17 protein-coding genes are annotated in these 22719 nt (G+C 60.6%); 6 read left to right on the top strand and 11 right to left on the bottom strand.

The genetic code is table 11. The features are described 5' to 3' along the window. Positions 1–26 precede the first annotated feature (26 nt). The 4 genes from OC445_RS04885 to OC445_RS04870 form a co-directional block, all read right to left on the bottom strand. Positions 27–263 carry a DUF1653 domain-containing protein gene (locus tag OC445_RS04885; protein WP_003189651.1) on the bottom strand — a complete coding sequence of 79 codons (237 nt, stop codon included), beginning with the start codon at positions 261–263 and terminating at the stop codon, positions 27–29. Positions 264–361: 98 nt separating this feature from the next. Further along, positions 362–1537, bottom strand: a complete 1176-nt coding sequence (fadA, locus tag OC445_RS04880) for an acetyl-CoA C-acyltransferase FadA (RefSeq protein WP_003189650.1) — start codon at positions 1535–1537, stop codon at positions 362–364. 29 nt (positions 1538–1566) lie between these two features. Continuing rightward, positions 1567–3714 (bottom strand): fatty acid oxidation complex subunit alpha FadB, encoded by a 2148-nt coding sequence (gene fadB, locus OC445_RS04875; protein WP_105226171.1) that lies wholly within the window; start codon positions 3712–3714, stop codon positions 1567–1569. Positions 3715–4272: 558 nt separating this feature from the next. Continuing rightward, entirely contained in the window at positions 4273–4710 is a 438-nt protein-coding gene (locus tag OC445_RS04870; protein ID WP_034126644.1) for a hypothetical protein, read from the bottom strand. A gap of 105 nt (positions 4711–4815) precedes the next feature. Here OC445_RS04870 and OC445_RS04865 point away from each other — a divergent pair, with 105 nt between their 5' ends. Next, positions 4816–5256: a universal stress protein gene (locus OC445_RS04865; RefSeq protein WP_034126643.1), complete on the top strand. Its 441-nt coding sequence runs from the start codon at positions 4816–4818 to the stop codon at positions 5254–5256. 182 nt (positions 5257–5438) lie between these two features. Here OC445_RS04865 and OC445_RS04860 read toward each other — a convergent pair whose 3' ends face one another. Continuing rightward, the gene (locus OC445_RS04860) at positions 5439–7361 is read right to left on the bottom strand and encodes an ATP-binding cassette domain-containing protein (protein WP_054898794.1); all 1923 of its coding nucleotides are present in this window, start codon (positions 7359–7361) and stop codon (positions 5439–5441) included. Positions 7362–7574: 213 nt separating this feature from the next. Between OC445_RS04860 and OC445_RS04855 the strand changes: the two genes are divergently transcribed. After that, on the top strand, positions 7575–9503 hold the full coding sequence (locus OC445_RS04855; protein WP_034126641.1) for a transglycosylase SLT domain-containing protein: 1929 nt from the start codon (positions 7575–7577) through the stop codon (positions 9501–9503). A 133-nt stretch (positions 9504–9636) separates the two neighbouring features. On the opposite strand, the gene OC445_RS04850 is transcribed toward OC445_RS04855, so the two are convergent. Then, positions 9637–11445, bottom strand: coding sequence for an ABC transporter ATP-binding protein/permease (locus tag OC445_RS04850; protein ID WP_262019980.1), 1809 nt, complete (start codon positions 11443–11445; stop codon positions 9637–9639). Between the two features lie 214 nt (positions 11446–11659). On the opposite strand from OC445_RS04850, the gene OC445_RS04845 reads away from it, so the two are divergent. Beyond that, entirely contained in the window at positions 11660–11839 is a 180-nt protein-coding gene (locus tag OC445_RS04845; protein WP_262019979.1) for a PA1571 family protein, read from the top strand. Between the two features lie 154 nt (positions 11840–11993). Here OC445_RS04845 and pdxB read toward each other — a convergent pair whose 3' ends face one another. Continuing rightward, a complete protein-coding gene (pdxB, locus tag OC445_RS04840) occupies positions 11994–13136 on the bottom strand; it encodes a 4-phosphoerythronate dehydrogenase PdxB (RefSeq protein WP_198791493.1) in 1143 nt (380 codons plus the stop codon). A gap of 250 nt (positions 13137–13386) precedes the next feature. Here pdxB and OC445_RS04835 point away from each other — a divergent pair, with 250 nt between their 5' ends. After that, a complete protein-coding gene (locus OC445_RS04835) occupies positions 13387–14781 on the top strand; it encodes an MATE family efflux transporter (protein ID WP_014717502.1) in 1395 nt (464 codons plus the stop codon). On the opposite strand, the gene tusA is transcribed toward OC445_RS04835, so the two are convergent. Both tusA and rlmM read right to left on the bottom strand, forming a co-directional pair. After that, positions 14778–15023, bottom strand: a complete 246-nt coding sequence (gene tusA, locus OC445_RS04830) for a sulfurtransferase TusA (protein WP_054919964.1) — start codon at positions 15021–15023, stop codon at positions 14778–14780. The two genes, OC445_RS04835 and tusA, sit on opposite strands and share 4 nt — an antisense overlap. A 129-nt stretch (positions 15024–15152) precedes the next feature. Beyond that, positions 15153–16229, bottom strand: coding sequence for a 23S rRNA (cytidine(2498)-2'-O)-methyltransferase RlmM (gene rlmM / locus OC445_RS04825; protein WP_054919968.1), 1077 nt, complete (start codon positions 16227–16229; stop codon positions 15153–15155). A 196-nt stretch (positions 16230–16425) separates the two neighbouring features. On the opposite strand from rlmM, the gene acnA reads away from it, so the two are divergent. After that, a complete protein-coding gene (acnA, locus tag OC445_RS04820) occupies positions 16426–19167 on the top strand; it encodes an aconitate hydratase AcnA (RefSeq protein ID WP_054898800.1) in 2742 nt (913 codons plus the stop codon). A 177-nt stretch (positions 19168–19344) separates the two neighbouring features. Here the strand turns inward: acnA and OC445_RS04815 are convergent, their stop codons facing one another. Both OC445_RS04815 and cysK read right to left on the bottom strand, forming a co-directional pair. After that, complete coding sequence (locus OC445_RS04815) at positions 19345–20283, bottom strand: aspartyl/asparaginyl beta-hydroxylase domain-containing protein (RefSeq protein ID WP_005786126.1); 939 nt, start codon at positions 20281–20283, stop codon at positions 19345–19347. Between the two features lie 243 nt (positions 20284–20526). Then, a complete protein-coding gene (gene cysK / locus OC445_RS04810) occupies positions 20527–21501 on the bottom strand; it encodes a cysteine synthase A (RefSeq protein ID WP_186526614.1) in 975 nt (324 codons plus the stop codon). A 127-nt stretch (positions 21502–21628) separates the two neighbouring features. Between cysK and OC445_RS04805 the strand changes: the two genes are divergently transcribed. Next, entirely contained in the window at positions 21629–22705 is a 1077-nt protein-coding gene (locus tag OC445_RS04805) for a DUF748 domain-containing protein (RefSeq protein ID WP_198791492.1), read from the top strand. The last annotated feature ends 14 nt before the right edge of the window (positions 22706–22719 follow it).

The raw sequence follows: 22719 nt of genomic DNA, 5'->3' as shown, positions 1-22719 counted from the left end.
AGCGCAGCATTCTGCGCGACCTGCCGTTATTGCCCTGTAAAAAGACTGGGTTCGGCCGTGACCAAAGCAAAGCGCGGGACCTGCTCGCCGTCAACTTCGACGGTCTCCAGGAACATGCTCAAAGGGCGCACCCAAAAGCCGTATTCGCCATACAGCGCTTGGTAAAACACCACTTCTTCTTCGGTTTCAGAGTGGCGCGCCACGCTGAAAACACGGTACTGCGGCCCCTTGTAATGCTGGTAGAGCCCTGGTTCGACTTTCATGCTCTGGCCCTCATGCAAAATTTGTTGAAAAAAAATATTTAAAAGTTCCAAAAAACAAAAACCGGGGCACTGGGCCCCGGCTTCCGTCAACCGAACGTTTAGACGCGTTCGAAGACGGTAGAGATGCCTTGGCCGAGACCAATGCACATGGTTGCAACCCCAAGGTTGCCGCCATTTTGCTTCATCACGTTAAGCAAAGTGCCAGAGATACGCGCACCGGAGCAACCGAATGGGTGGCCCAGGGCAATCGCACCGCCGTGCAGGTTAACCTTCTCGTTCATCTTGTCGAGTACTTTCAAATCTTTCAGCACTGGCAGGGCCTGTGCAGCGAAAGCTTCGTTGAGCTCGAAGAAGTCGATATCGGAGATGGAAAGGCCTGCGCGCTTCAACGCTTTTTGTGTGGCCGGTACTGGACCATAGCCCATGATCGCCGGATCCACACCCGCCACTGCCATCGAACGAATCACCGCCAGCGGCTGGATACCCAGGTCCTGGGCACGCTGTGCCGACATCACGATCATGCACGAAGCACCATCGGTGATTTGCGAGGAAGTACCGGCTGTCACGGTGCCGCCCTTTGGATTGAAGGCTGGCTTGAGGGCCGCCAGGCTTTCCAGGGTAGTGTCCGGACGAATGGTTTCGTCGTAGTCGAACAGTTTCAGGAAGCCATTCTCGTCGTAGCCGTTCATCGGGATGATTTCATCCTTGAACTTGCCTTCCACAGTCGCCTTGTGGGCGAGCTGGTGGGAGCGCAGGCCGAAGGCGTCCTGGGCTTCACGGGTGATGCCGTGCATTTTGCCGAGCATTTCCGCGGTAAGGCCCATCATGCCCGAGGCTTTCGCCGCGTAGAGGGACATGTGCGGGTTAGGATCGACGCCGTGCATCATGCTGACGTGGCCCATGTGCTCCACGCCGCCGACCACGAATACATCGCCGTTGCCGGTCATGATCGCTTGCGCAGCGGTGTGCAGCGCGCTCATCGACGAACCACACAGACGGCTGACGGTCTGGCCGGCCGCGGTGTGCGGGATCTGGGTCATCAACGACGCCATGCGTGCGATGTTCCAGCCCTGCTCCAGGGTCTGGTTGACGCAGCCCCAGATCACGTCCTCGACTTCGTTCGGGTCGACCTTGGTGTTGCGCTCCAGCACTTTGCTGATCAGGTGCGCCGACATGTCTTCGGCGCGGGTGTTGCGGTGCATGCCGCCCTTGGAGCGGCCCATCGGCGTACGACCGAAGTCGACGATCACGACGTCTCTTGGATTCAAGCTCATAAATATTCTCGCTCTAGTCGTCTGGGCACTTAACCGAAGAAGCTCTGGCCATTCTTGGCCATTTCACGAAGCTTCGCGGTCGGGTGGTACAGCGGGCCCAGATCAGCGTACTGATCAGCCAGGGCAACGAACTGGGCCACACCGATGGAATCGATGTAACGCAGCGCACCACCACGGAATGGAGGGAAACCAATGCCGTACACCAGGCCCATATCGGCTTCGGCGGCGGTTTCGACGATGCCGTCTTCCAGGCAACGCACGGTTTCCAGGCACAGGGCGATCATCATCCAGTTGATGATGTCCTCGTCGGACACCTCACGCTGTTCGTAGATGACCGGAGCGAGTACTTCGTGCACCGATGGGTCGGCCACTTTCTTCTGCTTGCCCTTCTTGTCGGCCTCGTAGGCGTAGAAGCCCTTGCCGTTCTTCTGGCCCAAGCGCTTGGCCTCGTACAGCGCGTCGATCGCCGAACGGCGGTCGTCTTTCATGCGGTCCGGGAAGCCTTCAGCCATGACGTCGCGACCGTGGTGGCCGGTGTCGATGCCGACCACGTCCATCAGGTACGCCGGGCCCATGGGCCAGCCAAATTTTTCCATGACCTTGTCGATGCGCACAAAATCCACACCGGCGCTGACCAACTTGGCGAAACCGCCGAAGTACGGGAACAGCACGCGGTTGACCAAAAAGCCCGGGCAGTCATTGACCACGATCGGGTTCTTGCCCATTTTCTTGGCGTAGGCAACGGTGGTGGCAACGGCCAGCTCGCTGGACTTCTCGCCACGGATCACTTCCACCAGCGGCATCATGTGCACCGGGTTGAAGAAGTGCATGCCGACGAAGTTTTCCGGACGCTTGAGGGCCTTGGCCAGCAGCGAGATGGAAATGGTCGAGGTGTTGGAGGCCAGGATGGTGTCATCTTTGACCTGGGCTTCCACTTCAGCCAGTACGGCTTGCTTGACCTTCGGGTTTTCGACAACCGCTTCGACCACCAGGTCGACGTGGCCGAAATCGCCGTAGGACAGCGTAGGGCGAATGCCGTTAAGCACTTCAGCCATTTTTGCAGCGGTCATGCGACCTTTATCAACGCGGCCCACCAGCAGCTTGGCGGCTTCGGCCAGGCCCTGCTCGATACCGTGTTCGTTGATGTCTTTCATCAGGATCGGCGTGCCTTTGGACGCCGACTGATAGGCGATACCGCCGCCCATGATACCGGCGCCGAGTACGGCGGCCTGTTTCACGTCCTTGGCGATTTCGTCGTAGGCCTTGGCCTTTTTCTTCAGTTCCTGATCGTTCAGGAACAGGCCGATCAGGCTCTGGGCCGCCGAGGTTTTCGCCAGTTTGACGAAGCCTGCCGCTTCCACTTCCAGGGCTTTGTCGCGACCGAAGTTCGCGGCCTTCTGGATGGTCTTGATCGCTTCCACCGGCGCCGGGTAGTTCGGGCCGGCCTGGCCGGCCACGAAACCTTTGGCGGTTTCGAACGACATCATCTGTTCGATGGCGTTGAGCTTGAGTTTTTCCAGCTTCGGCTGACGCTTGGCCTTGTAGTCAAATTCGCCGCTGATGGCGCCCTTGATCAGGTTCAGCGCGGCTTCGGCCAATTTGTCCGGGGCAACCACAGCGTCGACAGCACCGACTTTCAGTGCATCTTCAGCTTTGTTTTCCTTGCCGGCGGCGATCCATTCGATCGCGTTGTCGGCACCGATCAGGCGCGGCAGGCGCACGGTACCGCCAAAGCCTGGGTAGATGCCCAGCTTGACTTCCGGCAGGCCGATCTTGGCCGTCGCAGACATCACGCGGAAGTCTGCCGCCAAGCACATTTCCAGGCCGCCGCCCAACGCGATGCCATTGATGGCAGCAACGGTCGGCACGTTGAGGTCTTCGAAATCGCTGAAGATCTTGTTGGCTTCGAGGTTGCCAGCCACCAGCTCGGCATCGGGCAGCTTGAAGTTGTCGACGAATTCGGTGATGTCAGCGCCGACGATAAACACGTCCTTGCCGCTGGAGACGATCACGCCCTTGACCGAAGCATCTGCTTTGATGGTGTCTACGGCCTGACGCAGTTCGTTCAGGGTTAGACGGTTGAACTTGTTGACGGACTCACCCTTGAGGTCGAATTTGAGTTCGACGATGCCACTTTCAAGAGCCTTAACCGTGATGGCTTTACCTTCGTAAATCATCAACTGATCTCCACGATATGGAAGCTGAACAGTACACACTGGACGCTGGTCTCTGGTTTGACATTGACAGTTGAATCAATGCTCACGCCAATCCGCCAGGCACACCCGCCAGTGCGATAGTCGGGTTTTGTATGAGTCGTCTGACAGGCAAACGCTCAATTCATACGCCCGTTTGATTTGGGTACGCCACCTTCATCCAATTCCGAGCAATTGTCAATCGCTCCAAAGGCTAGGAAAAACGCGACTTTCCGGTCATTTCAGAACCCGGCCCACAGGCTGGCCACCCGCCAATATTCAAATATTCACAGGATCAATAATAGAAAAGGTGTGGGAAAAAGCTGTACAGAACGCAATACACGGCTAGGCTAGCGGCAACCTACAGATTTACCGGCCTGCCTGGCCAGCTCCAGCCCGATGATGATGTCGGGCTTTTTATTGGCCGGGCTTTTCTGTAGGAGCGAGCTTGCTCGCGAAAACCTGGAGAGCGCCGCGTATAGCCTGATCATCCGCGTTATCGTTGGCGATTTTCGCGAGCAAGCTCGCTCCTACAGGTGTGGGTCAGGCCAGGGCCTTGAGCAGCGCATCGATGTCTTTCAGCACACTTGCTTCGCCCTTTTCGCCCCAATACAGGGCAATCATTTGTTTGTCGGCCTCGACCTTGTAGACGTTTGCCGGCAGCGTTGCAAAATGCGGCAACAACTTCTCATCCACACAGGGTTCACGCCACTGATTGACCCACAGCCCGGGCTCCAGCTGCCAGTAGCTCCAGGTTGCGGGCGCGTTGCCGCGTCGTGGCCGGCAATACTGCGCGCACGGGCTCGGCGGCTCCTGTTTGAGCCAGTGCGGCCACTCCTGGGGCGCCAACTGCATGGCCAGCCCGATGCGGCGTGCCTCCATGCGCAGGGCCATGCGCCCACTCTGCTGGCGCGAAGGGCGCAGCCATACCAGGGGGCTTAAAACCACCGCAAGGATTGACACCACTATCCAGACCGTCATATGTGTACTCCCGAATTTCTAGATGAGCGGATTTGATCTGCGGCAACCCCATCCGCTTGAAAGCAGCCATACTGAACTTATTGCAGCCCCCTGGAGGAACGCCTCATGCCCTACGAACATATTCTGGTCGCTGTCGACCTGACCGAAGAGTGCGATCCAGTGATCAAGCGCGCACAGGAATCCGCGATTGCCAATGGCGCCAAACTGTCGTTGGTACACATCGTCGAGCCCATGGCTATGGCCTTTGGTGGTGACGTGCCAATGGACCTTTCCCAACTGCAGCAGCAACAGTTCGACCAGGCCAAGGAGCGCCTTGACCGCTTGATTCTCAAGTATCCCAAGGTCAGTAAGGAAAATTCCCATCTTACCTACGGCCAACCGCGCCAGGAAATCCACCACTTGGCCAAAGAACAGGGTTGTGACCTGATCGTAGTGGGTAGTCATGGGCGACACGGTTTGGCACTGCTGCTGGGCTCGACCGCCAATGATGTATTGCACGGCGCACCGTGCGATGTACTGGCCGTCAAACTGGTAAAGAGTTCGTAAGACCGATGAAGGTCTAATGTGGGAGCTGGCTTGCCTGCGATAGCGGTGTATCAGCCACCCGATGCATCAACTGACAGACTGCTATCGCAGGCAAGCCAGCTCCCACAGTTGAATCGCATTTCATATTAAAAAGCCCGGCGCTCATAGAAGAGCGCCGGGCTTTTTTATTGCGGGTCGATCAGTCAGCCATCCAGCTCGGCCCAACGCTCAACCAACGCTTCCAGCTCCTGGTTCAGCGTCTCCAGAGAGGCGATGACCTTGGCGGTTTCTGCCGCAGGGCGCAAGTAGAAGCCGGCGTCAGCCATTTCCGCTTCGACCGCAGCGATCTGCTGTTCCTTGGCATCGATATCGCCTGGCAAGGCTTCCAGTTCACGCTGCAACTTGTAGCTGAGCTTTTTCTTGGCAGGCGCACCTTCAGCAGCCGGTGCAGGCGTTTCGGCAGCGACCGGAGCCACCACCGCCGTGTTCAGGTCGGCCTTGCCCGACTTGCTCTCGGTCACGCCCAGCAGGCGCGGCGAGCCGCCCTGACGCAGCCAGTCCTGATAACCGCCCACGTATTCGCGCACCTTGCCTTCGCCTTCGAAAACCAGGGTGCTGGTGACCACGTTGTCGAGGAATTCCCGGTCGTGGCTGACCATCAGCACGGTGCCGTTGAAGGTCAGCAAGACCTCTTCCAACAGTTCCAGGGTTTCCACGTCGAGGTCGTTGGTCGGTTCGTCGAGCACCAGCAGGTTGGCCGGCTTGCTGAACAGCTTGGCCAGCAGCAGGCGCGCGCGCTCACCACCAGACAGAGCCTTGACCGGCGTGCGCGCACGTTGCGGGCTGAACAGGAAGTCGCCCAGGTAGCTGAGTACGTGGCGGCTCTGGCCGTCGATGTCGATAAAGTCGCGACCTTCGGCGACGTTGTCGATCACGGTCTTTTCCAGGTCCAACTGGTGGCGCAACTGGTCAAAGTAGGCCACGTCGATGCGAGTGCCCTCCTCTACCTTGCCGCTGGTCGGTTGCAGACCGCTGAGCATCAGCTTGAGCAAGGTGGTCTTGCCGGTACCGTTGGCGCCCAGCAGGCCGATACGATCGCCACGCTGCAGGACCATGGAGAAGTCCTTGATCAGGAACGGGCCGTCCGGGTGATGGAAGCTGACGTTCTCCAGCACCATCACTTGCTTGCCCGACTTGTCGGCAGTATCGAGCTGGATATTGGCCTTGCCGGTACGCTCGCGGCGCTCACTGCGCTCGACGCGCAAGGCTTTCAAGGCACGCACGCGGCCTTCGTTACGGGTGCGACGGGCCTTGATGCCCTGGCGGATCCAGACTTCTTCCTGGGCCAGCTTCTTGTCGAACAGCGCGTTGGCGGTTTCTTCGGCCGCCAGGGCGGCTTCCTTGTGCACCAGGAAGCTGGCGTAGTCGCCGTTCCAGTCGATCAGGCCGCCACGGTCCAGCTCGAGGATGCGCGTGGCCAGGCTCTGCAGGAATGCACGGTCGTGCGTGATAAACAGGACGGCGCCCTGGAAGTCCTTGATGGCCTCTTCAAGCCAGGCGATGGCGCCGATGTCCAGGTGGTTGGTCGGTTCGTCGAGCAGCAGCAGGTCCGGCTCGGACACCAGGGCCTGGGCCAGCAGCACGCGACGACGCCAGCCACCGGACAATTCGGCGAGGGTCTTGTCGGCCGGCAGTTGCAGTCGGCTCAGGGTACTGTCCACCAGTTGCTGCAAGCGCCAGCCATCACGGGCTTCGAGGTCTTGCTGGACGTGCATCAGTTTGTCCAGGTCTTCTTCGGTGACGCAGTTCTGTGCCAGGTGATGGTATTGCGCGAGCAACTCGCCTACGCCGTCCAGGCCTTCGGCTACCACGTCGAACACTGTCCGTCCGTCGGCCACCGGCAATTCTTGCGGCAATTCGCCGATCTTGAGGCCCGGGGCACGCCAGACAGAGCCGTCATCGGGCTTCTGGTCGCCTTTTACCAGCTTCATCATGCTGGACTTGCCGGTGCCGTTGCGGCCGATGATGCACACCCGCTCACCACGGGCGATCTGCCAGGACACCTTGTCCAACAACGGCATGGCGCCGAAAGCAAGGGACACATCGCTGAATTTGAGCAGGGTCATACGCTTCTCCAAAAACTGGGCGCGCATTCTACCTGAGTTGAAGGTGGGATGCGGTCGGGATTTTCTGTATAGACACGCTCTGTAGGACATTTCCGGCGAACTTGAACGAACCAGCCGGCAAAGCTTTCGCGGGCCGCTGGCAAAAGGCTAAGCTAGGGGCAATCAGTGTCGGCGGTGCCGGTGCTAGTCGTGATTTCTCTGCACGGACGTCTCATGCGCAGTCGCCTTTTCAACTTTTTGTCTTGTCTGCTCCTTTCCGCCACTGCCGTTCAATCCGCCCAGGCGGTGGATCTCACCACTCAACGCCAGTATTACGATCAAGCCAAACGCGCCCTGGCCAAGGGCGACACCGGCCCTTACATGCAATACAGCCAGGCCCTGGCCGACTACCCGCTCACGCCCTATCTGGCCTATGACGAACTGACCGCGCGCCTGAAAACCGCAAGTAACGAGGAAATCGAACAATTCCTCGCCAAACACGGCGACCTGCCCCAGGCCAACTGGATGAAACTGCGTTGGCTGCGCTGGCTGGCCGAACGCGGCGATTGGCAGACTTTTGAAAAGTACTACGACACCAAGCTCAATTTCGTCGAGCTGGACTGCCTGCATGGCCAATACCAGCTCAGCCACAACCTGAAGGCCGAAGGCTACAAGACCGCCGAAAAACTGTGGATGACCGGCAAATCCCAGCCAGCCGCCTGTGACGTCACGTTTGGCCAATGGGCCGCTGCCGGCCAACTCACCGAGCAGAAGATCTGGGACCGCGCCAAGCTCGCCGCCGAAGCGCGTAATTACGCGCTGGCCAACAGCCTGGTGAAAACCCTGCCGACCCTTGGCGCCCAGGGCCGCCTGATGGTGGATGTGGCACAGAAGCCAGACATGCTCAGCGACCCGTCACGCTTCCAGCCGGCCACCGAGGCCATGTCTGACGCCGTGGGCCTGGGCCTGCGTCGCCTGGCGCGCCAGGATCCGGACAAAGCCATGTCGCTGCTCGATGGCTACGCCAGCAGCATGCACTTCTCCCGTGACGAAAAGGTGTCGATTGCCCGCGAGATCGGCTTGACCCTGGCCAAGCGCTTCGACCCGCGCGCGCTGGAGGTCATGACCAAGTACGACCCCGAGTTGCGCGACAATACGGTTTCAGAGTGGCGTCTGCGCCTGCTGTTGCGCCTGGCGCGCTGGGAAGACGCCTACCAGTTGACCCGCAAACTCCCACAGGACCTGGCCACCACCAACCGTTGGCGCTACTGGCAGGCACGCAGCCTGGAGCTGGCCGAGCCGAAGAACCCGCAAGCCTTGGTCCTGTACAAAAACGTGGCCAAGGAGCGGGACTTCTACGGTTTCCTCGCCGCTGACCGCTCCAAATCTCCTTACCAGTTGAACAACAAGCCGCTGGTGATGAGCCAGGCGCTGGTCAACAAGGTGCGCAATACCCCTGGGGTGCGGCGTGCCCTGGAATTCTACGCCCGTGGCCAGATCGTCGACGGTCGCCGTGAGTGGTACCACGTCAGTCGTCATTTCAACCGTGACGAGATGGTCGCCCAGGCCAAGTTGGCCTACGACATGAAGTGGTACTTTCCGGCCATCCGCACCATCAGCCAGGCGCAGTACTGGGACGATCTGGACATCCGCTTCCCGATGGCCCACCGCGACACCCTGGTGCGCGAAGCCAAGGTACGTGGCCTGCACTCCAGCTGGATCTTTGCCATCACCCGCCAGGAAAGCGCGTTCATGGACGATGCCCGCTCCGGCGTCGGCGCCAGCGGCCTGATGCAACTGATGCCCGGCACCGCCAAGGAAACCGCACGCAAGTTCAGCATCCCCCTGGCCTCCCCGGCCCAGGTGCTGGACCCGGATAAAAACATCCAGCTCGGCGCTGCTTACCTGAGCCAGGTTCACAGCCAGTTCAACGGCAACCGCGTGCTCGCCTCCGCTGCCTACAACGCCGGCCCAGGCCGCGTGCGCCAATGGCTGCGCGGCGCAGACCACCTGAGTTTCGACGTATGGGTGGAAAGCATCCCCTTCGACGAAACCCGCCAGTATGTGCAGAACGTGCTGTCTTATTCGGTGATCTACGGGCAGAAGCTCAACTCACCACAGCCTTTGGTGGATTGGCATGAGCGGTACTTCGACGACCAGTAGGAGCGAGCTTGCTCGCGAAGAACGTCAACGCTAACGCGTGCTTCCTGGATAAACTCGGCGCCTGTGAGTTTTTCGCGAGCAAGCTCGCTCCTACAGAGGTTTCATTGCCCGCATCGAAAGATGCGGGCATTTTTTATGGGCGCTGATTCACCTGTTCATCTCCATCACTGAACTGCAACGCCGCCAACCGCGCATACAGCGGATTGCTCGCAGTCAACTGCTGATGCGTGCCCACCGCCACCAGCTTTCCCTGGTCCATCACCGCAATGCGGTCGGCATTCTTCACCGTGGCCAAACGGTGGGCGATCACCAGCGTGGTGCGCCCCTGCATCAGCTGCGGCAGCGCTTGCTGGATAAGGTGTTCACTCTGGGCATCGAGGGCGCTGGTGGCTTCGTCCAGCAGCAGGATCGGCGCGTCGACCAGCAAGGCGCGCGCGATGGCCAGGCGTTGGCGCTGGCCGCCGGAGAGGCCCTGGCCACTTTCACCTAAATGGGTCTGGTAGCCGTCGGGCATTTTCAGGATGAAGTCGTGGGCGTGGGCGATTCGGGCGGCGGCTTCTACCTGGGCGATGGTGGCAGAGGGGTTGCCGTAGCGGATATTGTCCTCGACGCTGCCGAAGAACAACGCCGGGCTCTGGGACACCAGAGCGAAGTGGCGCCGCAGGTCTAACGGGTCAAGCTCGGTCAGCGGCTGGCCTTCGAGCAGGATGCGGCCTTGCTGGGGGTCGTAGAAGCGCAGCAGCATATCGAAAATCGTCGACTTGCCCGCACCGGACGGCCCTACCAACGCCAGGGTTTCGCCCGGGTTGATGGTCAGGTTCAAGCCGTCGATGGCGTAGCTGTCCGGTCGCGAAGGATAGGAAAAGCGTAGGTCCTGCAGTTCCATGCGGCCACTGACGCGTTCCGGCAAACGTACGCCGCCTGTGGTCGGCGCCTGGATCTCGTTGCCTGACTGCAACAGCTCACCGATACGCTCGGCTGCCCCGGCGGCACGCTGCAACTCGCCAAGCACTTCGCTCAGGGTGCCGACGGCGCTGCCGACAATCAGGCTGTAGAACACGAACGCCGCCAGCTCACCGCCGGAAATGCGTCCGCTGATCACGTCCATGCCGCCCACCCACAGCATCACGCCTACCGCGCCGAGCACCAGCATGATCACCAGGGTGATCAGCCAGGAACGCTGCAAGATGCGTTTACGTGCCGTGACAAAGGCGTCCTCGACGGTAACGGCGAAGCGCTGTTCGTCCTGCACCTGATGGTTATAGGCCTGCACGGTCTTGATCTGGCCCAGCGTCTCGGCGACATAGCTGCCGACGTCCGCGATACGGTCCTGGCTCAAACGCGACAGACTGCGCACCCTGCGCCCGAAGATCAGAATCGGCGCCAGCACCAGCGGCAACGCCACCACCACGATGCTGGTGAGCTTGGGGTTAGTGATAAACAGCAACACGATGCCGCCGATCACCATCAGGGCGTTGCGCAGAAACAGCGACAGTGATGAGCCGATCACCGATTGCAGCAAGGTGGTATCGGTGGTCAGCCGCGACTGGATTTCCGAGCTGCGGTTGTTCTCGTAAAAGCCGGGGTGCAGGTAGATCAGGTGATTGAACACCTGCCGGCGAATATCGGCCACCACCCGCTCGCCAATCCACGACACCAGGTAAAACCGCGTGAAGGTGCCCACGGCCAGGCCGAGCACCAGCAGCATGAACAGGCCTATAGACTGGTTGAGCAGATGCGGCGACTGGGTCATGAAGCCCTGGTCCACCAACAGGCGTATGCCCTGCCCCATGGACAAGGTGATGCCAGCGGTGACGATCAGCGCCAACAGTGCGCCAAGCGCCTGCCAGCGGTAGGGCGCGATAAAGCGGCTGGCCAGGCGAATCGCACGGCGTTGACGGATTGAGAACATGGAAGGATCACCAATGGAGAGTCTATCCATCAACATTGGGGGAACTTGCACAAATAACAATGAGTCAGGTTAATTATGCCCACCGATGCAGGCCCCTAGAGGCTATCGGTCTAAGACTCATCTGGAAATATGTACCGGTTTCTGGTGGACTGGGTGTTCGAACCGACGAGCGTGTAAGGAGTTGTAACAGCGCGTTCATGTGGGGGAATTAAAGTAGGTACACAACCTGATGAGGAGACAGGCCATGACCTTGCAGACTAGCAGCACCGACAAAGTGGAAGTAATCCGCATTGAGCATCAAGCCAATCTACGCTGCTCATTCATTGACTCCAATGGGCGCGAAGTGCCGATTACCGAGGACATGATCCAGCAAGCCTGCAGCGAGCTGGAACAGCGACTGGTCAAGCCTGCCCAGCAAGGCTGAAGCGCCCACGCTCTTTCAAACCCGGCCCAGGTGGCCGGGTTTTTTGTGCCCCCTGTAGGAGCGAGCTTGCTCGCGAAAAACATGCGGGCGCCGCGTTAAATCAGAAACGCTGCGTTATCGTTGACGTTTTTCGCGAGCAAGCTCGCTCCTACAGTTATAGGTGTTCGGCACCCAGAGCAGTCACGATCTGTGACAGCACCGCCGACTCCCCCTTGATGCGCACCTTCAAGCCATCGATCTCGCGACGTTCCGGGTAATGCTTGCGCAGCAGGTCGAAGGCCTGGCGCTGCTCCTGCACGGTACCCACCAGGCTGCGACGGAAATCCGCGTCGTCACCGCGTGGGTCGTACACACTGCGGCACAAGGTCGCCAGCGCCCAGGCCGGGTCAGTCTCAGGATGCAGGTGCATCTCGGCCAGCCAGGGGGCCGGCAGCAAATCACTCAGTCGAATACTCGGTTCATGGCCCAGGTGCGCGCACAGCGCCTGGTAAATCTGCGCAGTGCCACGCTGCTTGCCATCAAGGCTGTAACCGGCGATATGGGGCGTGGCCAGCACGCACAGGTCAGCCAGGTCGACGTCCACCTCGGGCTCGCCTTCCCACACGTCCAGCACCGCTTGCAGGTCTTCGCGCGCCAGCAACACCTCGCGCAGGGCCGCGTTATCCACCACCGCACCCCGGCTGGCATTGATCAGCCATGTGCCCGGCTTGAGCTGTTCCAGGCGCTGGCGATCAAGCAGGTGCCAGGTAGAACCGTTGCCGGACTTGATCAGCGGCGTATGCAAGCTGATCACGTCACATTGCTCGATGATCTGCTGCAGGCTGACGTAATCACTGCCCTCGGTAATCTGGCGCGGCGGATCGCACACCAACACATTCCAACCCAGGCCCTTGAGCACCTTGACCAAACGCCCGCCGACTTCACCCGCGCCGACAATGCCGTAGGTGCGCTGCTTGAGGTCAGCGCCTTCGATTTCAGCCAGGGTCTGCAAGCTGCCAAGCACGTAGTCCACCACCCCACGCGCATTGCAGCCGGGCGCGCTGGACCACTGGATACCCGCTTGCTTGAAGTAGTCGAGGTCCAGGTGGTCGGTGCCGATGGTGCAGGTGCCGACAAAGCGCACGTTACTGCCCTCAAGCAAGGCACGGTTGACGTTGGTCACCGAGCGCACCAGCAGTACATCGGCCTGCTCGACGGTGGCGCGGTCGATGGAACGGCCGGGCACGCGGCGAATCTCGCCAAACCCTTCGAAGAATGCATCGAGCAGCGGGATATTTTCGTCGGCAACAATCAGCATGGCAGGCTCCTTTGGCGGATTGGCAGTGTACAGAAGATCCTGTGTAGGAGCTGGCTTGCCTGCGATTGCATCGACCCGGTTTGCCTGATGGACCGAGGTGCCCGCATCGCAGGCAAGCCAGCTCCCACAGGGGTCAGCGCTGGCCCGGGCGCATCGCTTACAAATCCCTAACACAGGTTTTTTCCTGACCGCTGCGTCAACGCGTAGAATCCGCCGTCCTTGCGACTGCCTTTCTATTGGACACCTGTACGTGAACACTGCCACCGCTACCCTCTCCCGCCCCGCCCGCATCAGCCGGGAAGTGCGCGGCCTGCTGACGCTGGCCTTGCCGATCATGATCGGCCAACTGGCCACCACCGCGATGAGCTTCGTCGACGCGGTGATGGCCGGGCGCGTGAGCCCGCAGGACCTGGCGGCGGTGGGCCTGGGTAATTCGATCTGGATCCCGGTGTACCTGTTGATGACCGGCACTCTGCTTGCCACCACGCCGAAAGTCGCCCAGCGCTACGGTGCGGGCCAGTTCAGCGAGATCGGGCCCTTGGTGCGTCAGTCATTGTGGCTGGCCGTCGTGGTTGGCATCGCAGGGGCGCTGTTGTTGCTATGCGCCGAGCCGATCCTGCATGCGATGAAGGTCGAACCCGACTTGATCGAGCCGTCCATGGGCTACCTGCACGGCATCGCCGCCGGTATGCCGGCGGTGGCGTTGTACTACGTGTTTCGCTGTTTCAGTGACGGCCTGGGCCGCACACGGCCGAGCATGGTCATGGGCTTGTGCGGCTTGGCGCTGAATATTCCGCTGAACTACATCTTCATCTACGGCCACTTGGGCGTACCGGCCATGGGCGGCGTGGGTTGTGGCTGGGCTACCGCGATTGCGATGTGGGTGATGATGATCGGACTGGCCATCTGGACGCGCTGGGGCGCGGCCTATCAAAGCAGCGAATTGTTCAAGCGCTTCGACTGGCCGCAGTGGGCGGTGATCAAGCGCGTGTTGGGCATTGGCCTGCCGATAGGCGTGGCGATCTTTGCCGAATCGAGTATTTTTGCGGTGATCGCCTTGTTGATCGGCAGCCTGGGCGCCACGGTGGTCTCCGGTCACCAGATCGCGCTGAACGTCAGCTCCCTGGTGTTCATGATCCCCTATTCCCTGAGCATGGCCGTCACCGTGCGCGTCGGCCAGGCGCTGGGGCGCGGCGAACCTCGGGAAGCACGCTTCGCCGCCGGCGTCGGCATGGGCACCGCACTGGCGTATGCCTGCTTTTCCTGCAGCTTGATGCTGTTGTTTCGCGAGCAGATTGCAGCGATCTACACCCCCGACCCGGTAGTGATCCACCTGGCGTCGATGCTGATCGTGTTCTCGGCGCTGTTCCAGTTCTCTGACTCGATCCAGGTCACCGCCGCCGGCGCATTGCGCGGCTACCAGGACACCCGGGTGACCATGGTGCTGACCTTGTTCGCCTATTGGGGCGTGGGCCTGCCGGTAGGTTACGCCCTGGGCCTGACAAACTGGCTCGGCGAGCCCAGCGGCCCGAGCGGTTTATGGCAAGGGCTGATCGTGGGCTTGAGCTGTGCGGCGGGGATGTTGGTGGTGCGCCTGGCGCGCAGTGCACGCCGACGCATTCGGGCCGAAAAGGCGCAGGCTTAATCGGCTTTCTTGCGGATCCAGTACAGGTAGGTGCCAGCATCTTCCTGCTGACGCACCAGTTCATGGTCGAGAAACACGCAGAACTTGGGGATATCGCGACGGGTCGACGGGTCGGTCGCGATGACCTTGAGCAGGCCGCCCGCCGGCAGGTCGCGGATGTGCTGGTGCAGCATCATCACAGGTTCCGGGCAGTTGAGGCCGGTGGCGTCGAGGGTGCCGTCGACAGGCTGTTCAAGACTCATACTTCACTCCTAAAACTGGCACCGCTCAACAATGTGGGAGCGGGCTTGCCCGCGATGACGGGGGCACATTCAACATAAACTTCGACTGTTATACCGCTTTCACAGGCAACCCAGCTCCCACATTTAATATCAGCGGCCTTTGGATTTCTTTACGTCTACCAGGCGGCGCAGGTGACAGGTCACTTCTTCGCGGTCGTGGTAGAGCTGCTTGCAGCCGATCTCCACACGAATGCCGCGCGCCTTGAAGCCCTCTTCGATGCGCTCCAGCAGGCGCTTCACCTCGGCGTAACGCTGCTTCATCGGCAACTTCAGGTTCACCACCGCCTCGCGGCAATGCCCTTCGCCAATCCAGGTTTCCAAGAGTGCCGCGTTGCGCGCAGGTTTCTCGACGATATCGCAGACCATCCAGTCCACCGGCTGCTTGGGCACGAAGGTGAAGCCGTCGGCCATCAGGTGTTGCACCAGGCCGGTGTCCATCAGGCTTTCGGCCATGGGGCCGTTGTCGATGGCGGTCACCAGCATGCCACGGTTGACCAGTTGCCAGGTCCAGCCGCCCGGTGCTGCGCCGAGGTCGACGCCGGTCATGTCGCCGTGCAGGCGTTCGTCCCACTGGTCACGGGGGATGAAGTGGTGCCAGGCCTCTTCCAGCTTGAGGGTCGAGCGGCTGGGCGCATCACGCGGGAACTTGAGGCGCGGGATGCCCATGGGCCACATCGCCGAGTTGTTCGACTCGGCCAGGCCCATGAACACTTCGCGGCCGCTCTTGAAGGTCAGCAGCAGGCGCGGCTTGCTTGGGTCGTCCACCAGCTTGCCGGCGTTAAGCAGGGCTTTGCGCAGGTGCACTTCGAATTTCTTGCAGAAGTTCGACAGTTCCTTGCCGTCATTGGTGTCGACCATCTCCAGCCACAAGCTGCCGCACAGCGGAAACTCGCGCAGGTGGGCGAGGATCACGCTGATGCGGTCGGTTTCCGGCAGGTCGATAAACACCCCGCGCGCCCACTGCCTGGGGAAGATCAGCTCGGCAAAGCGCTGGCCGTGCATCAGGCGCTGGGCGCCGTCTTCTTCGGTGCAGACAAATTCGGCGCAGGCGCTGCCGGTCTTGGCCTTGGCGTAGCCGGAAACGTTCAGGCGCGCAGCGTGCTCCGCGATCTCGGAACAGACTTCGCCTTCAAAACCCGGGCGGCAGTGCATAAAAAGGGTGTTCATTGAATCTCCTGGTGAATCAACCGGCGTTGCGCTATCGCAATACCTGTCATGAAAACGCGCGCATGATAGCCGAGTTCGGAACCTTGGACTCAGCGATAGAGTCCAGTTATTAGCCTGCTAATGAAAACAGCGCTAACGTGATAGCTCTGTTCGTCCCGTCAGGTCCGTAGCCGTGCGGACCATAAGGAGTCATGTAATGTCATCCCTTGATAGCCTGAGAACCCTTAAGACACTGCAAATAGACAGCAAAACCTACCACTACTTCAGCCTGCCCGAAGCCGCCAAGAGCCTGGGTGACCTGGACAAGCTGCCGATGTCCCTCAAGGTGCTGCTGGAAAACCTGCTGCGCTGGGAAGACGCCAAGACCGTCACCGGCACCGACCTCAAGGCCATCGCCGCCTGGCTCAAAGAACGCCAGTCCGACCGCGAGATCCAGTACCGCCCCGCTCGCGTGCTGATGCAAGACTTTACCGGGGTACCCGCCGTGGTCGACCTGGCCGCCATGCGCGCTGCCGTGGCCAAGGCCGGGGGTGACCCACAGCGCATCAACCCGCTGTCACCGGTGGATCTGGTGATTGACCACTCGGTGATGGTCGACAAGTTTGGCAGCACCAGCGCCTTCGAGCAGAACGTCGATATCGAGATGCAGCGCAACGGCGAACGCTACGCCTTCCTGCGCTGGGGCCAGAGCGCCTTCGACAACTTCAGCGTGGTACCGCCGGGCACCGGCATCTGCCACCAGGTCAACCTCGAATACCTGGGCCGCACCGTGTGGACCAAAGAGGAAGACGGCCGCACCTACGCCTTCCCCGACACCCTGGTCGGCACCGACTCCCACACCACCATGATCAACGGCCTCGGCGTATTGGGCTGGGGCGTGGGCGGGATCGAAGCCGAGGCGGCGATGCTTGGCCAGCCGGTGTCGATGCTGATCCCGGAAGTGATCGGCTTCAAGCTCACCGGCAAGCTCAAGGAAGGCATTACCGCCACCGACCTGGTGCTGACCGTCACGCAAATGCTGCGCAAGAAAGGCGTGGTGGGCAAGTTCGTGGAGTTCTACGGCGACGGGCTGGCCGATTTGCCCCTGGCCGACCGCGCGACCATCGCCAACATGGCACCGGAATATGGCGCGACCTGTGGCTTTTTCCCGGTGGATGAGGTGACCCTGGACTACCTGCGCCTGTCCGGCCGCCCGGCTGAGACGGTCAAGCTGGTGGAAGCCTATACCAAGGCCCAGGGCCTGTGGCGCAACGCCGGCCAGGAGCCGGTCTTCACCGATACCCTGGCCCTGGACATGGGCACTGTCGAGGCCAGCCTTGCCGGGCCCAAACGCCCCCAGGACCGCGTCGCCCTGCCGAATGTAGGCCAAGCGTTCAGCGATTTTCTCGACCTGCAATTCAAGCCCACCAGCAAAGAAGAAGGCCGCCTGGAAAGCGAAGGCGGAGGCGGCGTTGCCGTGGGCAATGCCGACCTGGTCGGCGAGGCGGATTATGAATACGAAGGTAACACCTATCGCCTGAAAAACGGCGCGGTGGTGATCGCCGCGATTACCTCCTGCACCAACACTTCCAACCCCAGCGTGATGATGGCGGCCGGGCTGGTGGCGAAAAAAGCCGTGGAAAAAGGCCTGACCCGCAAGCCCTGGGTGAAAAGCTCCCTGGCGCCGGGCTCCAAAGTGGTCACCGACTACTACAAGGCTGCGGGCCTCACCCAGTACCTGGACAAGCTTGGCTTCGACCTGGTGGGCTACGGCTGCACCACCTGTATCGGCAACTCCGGGCCCCTGCCCGAGCCGATCGAAAAAGCCATCCAGAAGGCCGACCTCACCGTGGCCTCGGTGCTGTCCGGCAACCGTAACTTCGAAGGCCGCGTGCACCCACTGGTGAAAACCAATTGGCTGGCCTCGCCACCCCTGGTCGTCGCCTACGCGCTGGCCGGTACCGTGCGCATCGACATCAGCAGCGAGCCGCTGGGCAATGACCAGCAGGGTAATCCGGTGTACCTCAAGGACATCTGGCCCAGCAGCCAGGAAATCGCCGAAGCGGTGGCCCAAGTCAGCACCAGCATGTTCCACAAGGAATATGCCGAAGTGTTTGCCGGCGACGAGCAATGGCAAGCCATTGAAGTACCGCAGGCAGCCACCTACGTATGGCAGCAGGATTCCACCTACATCCAGCACCCGCCGTTCTTCGACGACATTGCTGGCCCGCTGCCGGTGATCGAGGACGTCAAGGGCGCCAACGTGCTGGCCCTGCTGGGGGACTCGGTAACCACCGACCACATCTCCCCTGCCGGCAATATCAAGGCCGACAGCCCGGCCGGGCGCTACCTGCGCGAACAGGGCGTGGAGCCGCGTGACTTCAACTCCTACGGCTCACGCCGGGGCAACCATGAAGTGATGATGCGCGGCACCTTCGCCAATATCCGTATCCGCAATGAAATGCTCGGCGGCGAAGAAGGCGGTAACACGCTGTATATCCCTACGGGCGAGAAAATGGCGATCTACGATGCCGCCATGAAGTACCAGGCCTCGGGCACACCGCTGGTGGTGATCGCTGGCCAGGAATACGGTACCGGCTCCAGCCGCGACTGGGCAGCCAAGGGCACTAACCTGCTGGGCGTCAAGGCGGTGATCGCCGAGAGCTTCGAGCGTATCCACCGCTCCAACCTGGTAGGCATGGGCGTGTTGCCGTTGCAGTTCAAGCTGGATCAGAACCGCAAGACACTCAAGCTCACCGGCAAGGAGAAGATCGATATCCTCGGACTGACAGCTGCCGAGATCGAGCCGCGAATGAACCTGACGCTGGTGATCACGCGGGAGGATGGCAGCAGCGAGAAGGTTGAGGTGCTGTGCCGGATTGATACCTTGAATGAAGTGGAGTACTTCAAGGCCGGTGGGATTCTGCACTACGTGCTGCGCCAGTTGATAGCGTCTTAAGAGCAACGCAGATCAAAGTTGGGAGCTGGCTTGCCTGCGAAAGCGGTGGGTCAGCCAACATTTTTATAGCTGATACTCCGCCATCGCAGGCAAGCCAGCTCCCACAGTCTTGATCACATTCCAGGCATGAAAAAGGCGCTGTATCTTTCGATACAGCGCCTTTTTACGGTGTGCGGTTTAGCCGAACAGCCACTTCCAGAGCAGCACCAGCACCACCACCGCCAGCACCGGCCGCGCAATGCGGTAGGCTTTGGGATGCTTGCGCTTCCACTGTTTGACCTGGCCGCTGAACTTGTCGCTGAAGGTCTTGCTCCAGGCGTACGCCTGGTTGATGCCGCCCACGCGCTCGTCATCGAGGTTCTGCGGTGCGGTTGCGCGGCCCAGTTGCTTGCTGACCCAGCGGTTGATGCGGGTCATCACGCGGTTGCTCAGTGGCCGCTCGATGTCGCAGAACAGGATCACACGGGTCTGTTCGGTTTCGTTTTTCACCCAGTGCACGTAGGTTTCATCGAACATCACGTCTTCACCGTCGCGCCAGGCGTAGACCTGGCCGTCGACGAAGATACGGCAGTCGTCGGAGTTCGGCGTGGACAGCCCCAGGTGATAACGCAGGGAACCGGCAAACGGGTCGCGGTGCGGGTTGAGGTGACTGCCGCCCGGCAACAGCGCAAACATCGCGCCCTTGACGTTAGGGATGCTGCTCACCAACGCCACGGTCTTGGGGCACAGCGCCTCGGCCGATGGCAGCGGCTTGTCGTACCACTTGAGGTAGAAACGCTTCCAGCCCTTCTTGAAGAACGAACCGAAACCGGCGTCGTTGTTCTTTTCGGCGGCGCGGATGTAGCCCTCGTCGAACAGGTGCATGGCCTCTTCGCGGATCACTTCCCAGTTGTCCTTGAGCACATCCAGTTCCGGGAACTTGCTGCGGTCCAGGTAGGGCTTGGACGGCACCGCGGAAAACAGGTACATCAGGGCGTTATATGGGGCGAACAGCGCCGAATGGTTGACGAACTGACGCAACATCGGCAAACGGGCCTTGCCACGCAGGTGCACATACAGCGTGCTGCCGATGAACAGCAGCAACACCGACAGTTTGGCGGCCAAAGAAAAGGTCATGCAGCAACTCCTGGAAATAAGCGCCTGGCCAGCAAATTTCCGTCAATGGGAAACCAGACGTAACAGCCGGCCATGATAAACACTTGAGCCATTATGCAGAAGGCCCAGACCGACCGGGTGACATACATCAACCTTGTGGCGAGGGAGCTTGCTCCCGCTGGAGTGCGAAGCGCTCCCAGAATAATGGGGCCGCTGCGCAACCCAGCGGGAGCAAGCTCCCTCGCCACAGGGTTGCCCTTAAGATCAGGCCTGGTTTTCCTGCTCGGTAAACAAATCGCTGAACAACATGCTCGACAGATAGCGCTCACCGGAGTCCGGCAAGATCACCACAATAGTCTTGCCCTGCATCTCCGGCTTCTCGGCCAGGCGCACGGCCGCGGCCATGGCGGCGCCACAGGAGATCCCGCACAAGATGCCTTCTTCCAGCATCAAGCGTCGGGCCATGGCTTTGGACTCCTCGTCGGTCGCCAGCTCCACGCGGTCGACCATCGACAGGTCGAGGTTTTTCGGCACGAATCCGGCGCCGATACCCTGGATCTTGTGGGGGCTGGGTTTGATCTCTTCACCCGCCAAGGCCTGGGTGATCACCGGGGAAACCATGGGTTCCACGGCCACCGACAGAATCGGCTTGCCCGCCGTGTTCTTGATATAGCGTGATACTCCGGTGATCGTGCCGCCGGTCCCCACGCCTGCCACCAGCACGTCCACGGCGCCATCGGTGTCGTTCCAGATTTCCGGGCCGGTGGTTTTCTCGTGGATCGCAGGGTTTGCCGGGTTATCGAACTGGGCCGGCATAAAGTAGGTGGCCGGGGCGCTGGCGACGATCTCGGCAGCCTTGTCGATGGCGCCCTTCATGCCCTTGGCCGGCTCGGTCAGCACCAGTTCGGCGCCCAGAGCCTTGAGCACTTTACGGCGCTCAAGGCTCATGGACGACGGCATGGTCAGCAGCAATTTGTAGCCACGGGCGGCGGCGACAAACGCCAGGCCGATACCGGTGTTGCCCGAAGTCGGCTCGACAATGGTCATGCCCGGCTTGAGCTTGCCGCTGCTTTCTGCATCCCAGACCATGCTGGCGCCAATGCGACACTTGACCGAATAACTCGGGTTGCGCCCTTCGATCTTGGCCAGGATCGTCACGCCACGCGGTGCGATGCGGTTGATCTGAACCAGAGGCGTATTACCGATGGAGTGCGCGTTGTCTGCGAAGATGCGGCTCATGACGATTCCTGTTGTCGAGACTTTGGGAAAGGCCCCAAGGGTATGCCTCGTGCTCCCAAGCGTCCAGAAGGAGGAACGTTGCGACGATCAGAACAGTCAATCCCCTACAAGCTAGGAGAACTGCCCAATGAAACGTCGCTACAGTTGGCCGTTAGGGACAATCGCCGCTCTGGTGCTGGTCCTGATTGCCGTGCACATCGCGCTGCCCTACCTGGTGCGCAACTACCTGAACGACAAACTCGCCAACATGGGCGATTACCGTGGCGAGATTGCCGATGTGGACCTGGCGCTATGGCGCGGCGCCTACCGGATCAACGGCCTGCAAATCGTCAAGGTGGACGGCAAGGTCCCGGTACCGTTCGTCAAGGCGCCGCTGATCGAGTTCGCCGTGAGCTGGCATTCACTCTGGTACGACCACGCCGTCGTGGCCGAGGGGCATTTTGTGCGCCCGCAGATCAACTTCGTCGATGGCGGGGCCAACAAGCAGGCGTCCCAGACCGGTAAAGGCACCGATTGGCAGGAACAACTGCGCAAGCTGCTGCCGATTACCCTCAATGAAGTGCGCATCGAAGACGGCGAGATCGCCTTCCATAACTTCAGCTCCAAGCCCCAGGTGAACATCAACGCCACCGGGGTCAACGCCAGCTTCTATAACCTGACCAATGTGCTGGATGTCAAAGGCAAGCGCGATGCACGCTTTGAAGGCAAGGCACTGCTGCAAGGCCAGGCGCCCCTGGAAGCCAACGCCACCTTTGACCCGCTGAGCGATTTCGAAGAGTTCGAGTTCCGCTTCCGCGCCCGCGACCTGCAACTCAAACGCATGAACGACTTTGCATCGGCCTATGGCAAGTTCGACTTCAAGGCAGGCACGGGTGATGTGGTGATCGAAGCCCAGGCTGAAAATGGCCAGCTCACCGGCTACATCAAGCCACTGCTGCGTGATGTGGAGGTGTTCGACTGGCAACAAGACGTTGAAAACCAGGACAAGAATATCTTCCGTTCGATCTGGGAAGCCGTGGTGGGCGCCAGCGAAACCGTGCTGAAAAACCAGCGTAAAAACCAGTTCGCCACCCGTGTGGAGCTGAGCGGTAGCGTGCATCAGCAAAATGTCAGTGCGTTTTCTGCGGTGATCGCGATTCTGCGCAATGGGTTCATCCAGGCGTTCAATGCTCGTTACGAACAGCCCAAGCCCAGCGCTGATTAACCCTGTGGGAGCTG

The sequence above is a fragment of the Pseudomonas sp. Pse35 genome, assembly GCF_024519715.1.
Lineage (GTDB): Bacteria > Pseudomonadota > Gammaproteobacteria > Pseudomonadales > Pseudomonadaceae > Aquipseudomonas > Aquipseudomonas paracarnis.
The sequence above is the reverse complement of the archived record's forward strand: the minus strand, read 5'-3'. Positions and strand labels throughout refer to the sequence as shown.

Bases quoted from the DNA above. Each gene is read 5' to 3' on its own strand.
- OC445_RS04885 (WP_003189651.1), bottom strand. From the start codon at position 263: ATGAAAGTCGAACCAGGGCTCTACCAGCATTACAAGGGGCCGCAGTAC.
- fadA (WP_003189650.1), bottom strand. From the start codon at position 1,537: ATGAGCTTGAATCCAAGAGACGTCGTGATCGTCGACTTCGGTCGTACG.
- fadB (WP_105226171.1), bottom strand. From the start codon at position 3,714: ATGATTTACGAAGGTAAAGCCATCACGGTTAAGGCTCTTGAAAGTGGC.
- OC445_RS04870 (WP_034126644.1), bottom strand. From the start codon at position 4,710: ATGACGGTCTGGATAGTGGTGTCAATCCTTGCGGTGGTTTTAAGCCCC.
- OC445_RS04865 (WP_034126643.1), top strand. From the start codon at position 4,816: ATGCCCTACGAACATATTCTGGTCGCTGTCGACCTGACCGAAGAGTGC.
- OC445_RS04860 (WP_054898794.1), bottom strand. From the start codon at position 7,361: ATGACCCTGCTCAAATTCAGCGATGTGTCCCTTGCTTTCGGCGCCATG.
- OC445_RS04855 (WP_034126641.1), top strand. From the start codon at position 7,575: ATGCGCAGTCGCCTTTTCAACTTTTTGTCTTGTCTGCTCCTTTCCGCC.
- OC445_RS04850 (WP_262019980.1), bottom strand. From the start codon at position 11,445: ATGGATAGACTCTCCATTGGTGATCCTTCCATGTTCTCAATCCGTCAA.
- OC445_RS04845 (WP_262019979.1), top strand. From the start codon at position 11,660: ATGACCTTGCAGACTAGCAGCACCGACAAAGTGGAAGTAATCCGCATT.
- pdxB (WP_198791493.1), bottom strand. From the start codon at position 13,136: ATGCTGATTGTTGCCGACGAAAATATCCCGCTGCTCGATGCATTCTTC.
- tusA (WP_054919964.1), bottom strand. From the start codon at position 15,023: ATGAGTCTTGAACAGCCTGTCGACGGCACCCTCGACGCCACCGGCCTC.
- rlmM (WP_054919968.1), bottom strand. From the start codon at position 16,229: ATGAACACCCTTTTTATGCACTGCCGCCCGGGTTTTGAAGGCGAAGTC.
- acnA (WP_054898800.1), top strand. From the start codon at position 16,426: ATGTCATCCCTTGATAGCCTGAGAACCCTTAAGACACTGCAAATAGAC.
- OC445_RS04815 (WP_005786126.1), bottom strand. From the start codon at position 20,283: ATGACCTTTTCTTTGGCCGCCAAACTGTCGGTGTTGCTGCTGTTCATC.
- cysK (WP_186526614.1), bottom strand. From the start codon at position 21,501: ATGAGCCGCATCTTCGCAGACAACGCGCACTCCATCGGTAATACGCCT.
- OC445_RS04805 (WP_198791492.1), top strand. From the start codon at position 21,629: ATGAAACGTCGCTACAGTTGGCCGTTAGGGACAATCGCCGCTCTGGTG.